A 2617-nucleotide genomic window follows, 5' to 3' on the forward strand; every position below is an offset into this window, starting at 1 on the left:
CACCACAGCCTGCCAGCAGCAACACGGCTGCAAGAAATAGAACTTGGAACCTCATTGGGTTCCCCGGAAACATACCACGCATTACTTTCATTATTTACCCACCTCGGATGTCGTGCTCCGAGACTCTTCTCGACACTCTCTGACTAATATTTAATTACTGGCTAATAATTAGTTTTGGCTAGTAACTAGTTATCGTCACTAGCAAAGAGATTACCTGAGAAATCAGTCACATTCGGAGAAACCACTTTCCAACATCCAGGAAAAATTGTGGATTTCAAACAAAGTAATGGCCCGTCTCCATTACTGCCCAAAGCGCATTGACTGGAGACTTGAAATAGTACTCCTTGCGCGGTACGTAACTACTTAGAGCATACGCATTTTGTTTTTACATTTCAATAAGATATTTTTGATTATGTGCTTAGCATCACGCCAAAATCGCGTCGCCTCGCTGGCGCAGCAAATATCTCTTTGTTCTGGCTTGGTTTTGGCACGAACACGCGCTATAGTTCCCCCTTCAACACAGACAACATTGCTGTGGGAGAGAGCGGCTACTGATGATAAATGCTGCCGATGTTACGGGTTTAAACTAACCAAACCCGGCATAAACTGCAAATATTTTTTATAATCGATTAATTTTACTAATCACTCGCCTTTGTACCAGTATTGGTGAGCCGCAGTTCACTGGCACTTTCTCAGTATAACCGTCGCCGAAGGCGCAACTCGCCCGGAATCGCTCAGGCAAAAGAACCACAGACAATGGTTGACTCTGGAGAGCGATCGTTTTCGCCACTGACGAGAATGATCCACCGAAGGGGCAGCGCAATGGTGAATTTACTTTCTGTCAATCTGAAGATAACACCACATGTGCTTAACTCTCAGGTTGCCGAGGACAGAGGGGCGGTAGAATTCCTTTTTTAGGGAATCGAATTCTACCGTCCTTTTTTGTTTAATGACTTTATTTGATTAGCAAATAGTCAAAACGATAACTCAAAACCAGGCGGGTAACCATGACACAAAAAACAGCCCTTTACGAAAAACACCTCGCAGCCGGTGGCAAAATGGTCGATTTTGCTGGCTGGGACATGCCCATTCACTACGGATCCCAACTCGAAGAACACCATAGCGTACGCAATGATGCGGGCGTATTCGATGTTTCTCACATGACCGTCATTGACTTTAAAGGTGATGACACCCGCGTATTCTTGCAGCGCCTGTTAGCCAATGATGTCGGCAAACTAACCATACCCGGTAAAGCACTGTACAGCTGTATGCTCAACGAACAGGGTGGCATTATCGATGACCTGATCACTTATTACATGGATGAAGCCTGGTATCGCATGGTGGTTAATGCGGCGACCCGTGTCAAAGACCTCGACTGGATTCGAAATCAAGCTGAGTCATTTGATATTACGATTGAAGAACGTCGTGATTTGTCCATGTTAGCGGTGCAAGGCCCAAACGCTCGCGATAAAGTACACCAGGTTTTTGGCGCCAAAATTGATGCCGCCCAGGACCTCAAGCCATTTTTTGCAGCACAATGCGAAGAGGTTTTTATTGCTCGAACGGGTTATACGGGCGAAGACGGCTATGAAATTATTTTACCCTCTAATGACGCACCTGCACTGTGGGATCAACTCCTGGCGAATGACGTCAAGCCCATCGGCCTGGGCGCGCGCGATACTTTGCGCCTGGAAGCAGGAATGAATCTTTATGGTCAGGACATGGATGAAAACACCACACCACTGGAATCCGGTCTGACATGGACAGTAGCCTGGGAACCCAGTGACCGGCAATTTACCGGCCGGCCGACTTTGGATAAACAACGTGAAACAGGTGTAGAACAGAAACTGGTTGGCCTGGTACTGGAGGATCGCGGCGTATTACGCAGCCACCAAAAAGTGATCGTGGAAAACATCGGCGAAGGCGAAACCACCAGCGGTAGTTTTTCACCAACCCTGAATCGCTCCATCGCGTTTGCCCGCGTGCCCGCACAAACTGGCGACGAATGTGAAGTCGAAATTCGCAATAAAAAGTTAAAAGCCAGGGTGGTAAAACCACCCTTTGTTCGTTTTGGAAAATCTTGTATAGATTAAATTAAAAATAAAATGCCGAATAACAACGCATGAGGATAATGATATGAGCAATATTCCAGATGACCTTCACTACACCAAAACTCACGAATGGGTTAAACAGGATGCCGATGGAACGGTAACCGTGGGCATTAGTGATCACGCGCAAAATTTGCTGGGTGACATGGTGTTTATTGAACTACCCGATGTAGGCGCAGAATATAACACCGGTGATGATTGTGCCGTTGTTGAATCAGTGAAAGCCGCTTCGGATGTGTATTGCCCGGTTTCAGGGGAAATCACTGAAACCAATGAAGCCCTGGTGGATGCACCAGAAATGGTTAACCAGGACCCTTACGGTGATGGCTGGTTATTTAAATTGAAGCCCAATGATGCCGGTGAAGTTGAAGACCTTCTTAACGCCGAAGCTTACAAAGAGCTGGCCGAAGAAGAAGCGCATTAATAAACCTAACCTAATCTTTTGATGATCAGTAAGAAGTAAATACAGAACCATGCCATTCATACCGCACACTAAAGAAGAAGTACAA

Annotated in this window: 2 protein-coding genes and 1 riboswitch; both genes read left to right on the forward strand. The window is 46.2% G+C overall.

The features are described 5' to 3' along the window. Nucleotides 1-756 precede the first annotated feature (756 nt). A riboswitch (glycine riboswitch) is annotated at nt 757-903 on the forward strand. A 104-nt stretch (nt 904-1007) separates the two neighbouring features. Further along, complete coding sequence (gene gcvT, locus ACWVCM_RS12405; protein ID WP_455202069.1) at nt 1008-2093, forward strand: glycine cleavage system aminomethyltransferase GcvT; 1086 nt, start codon at nt 1008-1010, stop codon at nt 2091-2093. A 43-nt stretch (nt 2094-2136) separates the two neighbouring features. Next, nucleotides 2137-2532, forward strand: coding sequence for a glycine cleavage system protein GcvH (gene gcvH, locus ACWVCM_RS12410; RefSeq protein WP_455202070.1), 396 nt, complete (start codon nt 2137-2139; stop codon nt 2530-2532). Nucleotides 2533-2617: the final 85 nt, after the last annotated feature.

This window comes from Kaarinaea lacus (assembly GCF_975902315.1).

Bases quoted from the DNA above. Each gene is read 5' to 3' on its own strand.
- gcvH (WP_455202070.1), top strand. From the start codon at position 2,137: ATGAGCAATATTCCAGATGACCTTCACTACACCAAAACTCACGAATGG.
- gcvT (WP_455202069.1), top strand. From the start codon at position 1,008: ATGACACAAAAAACAGCCCTTTACGAAAAACACCTCGCAGCCGGTGGC.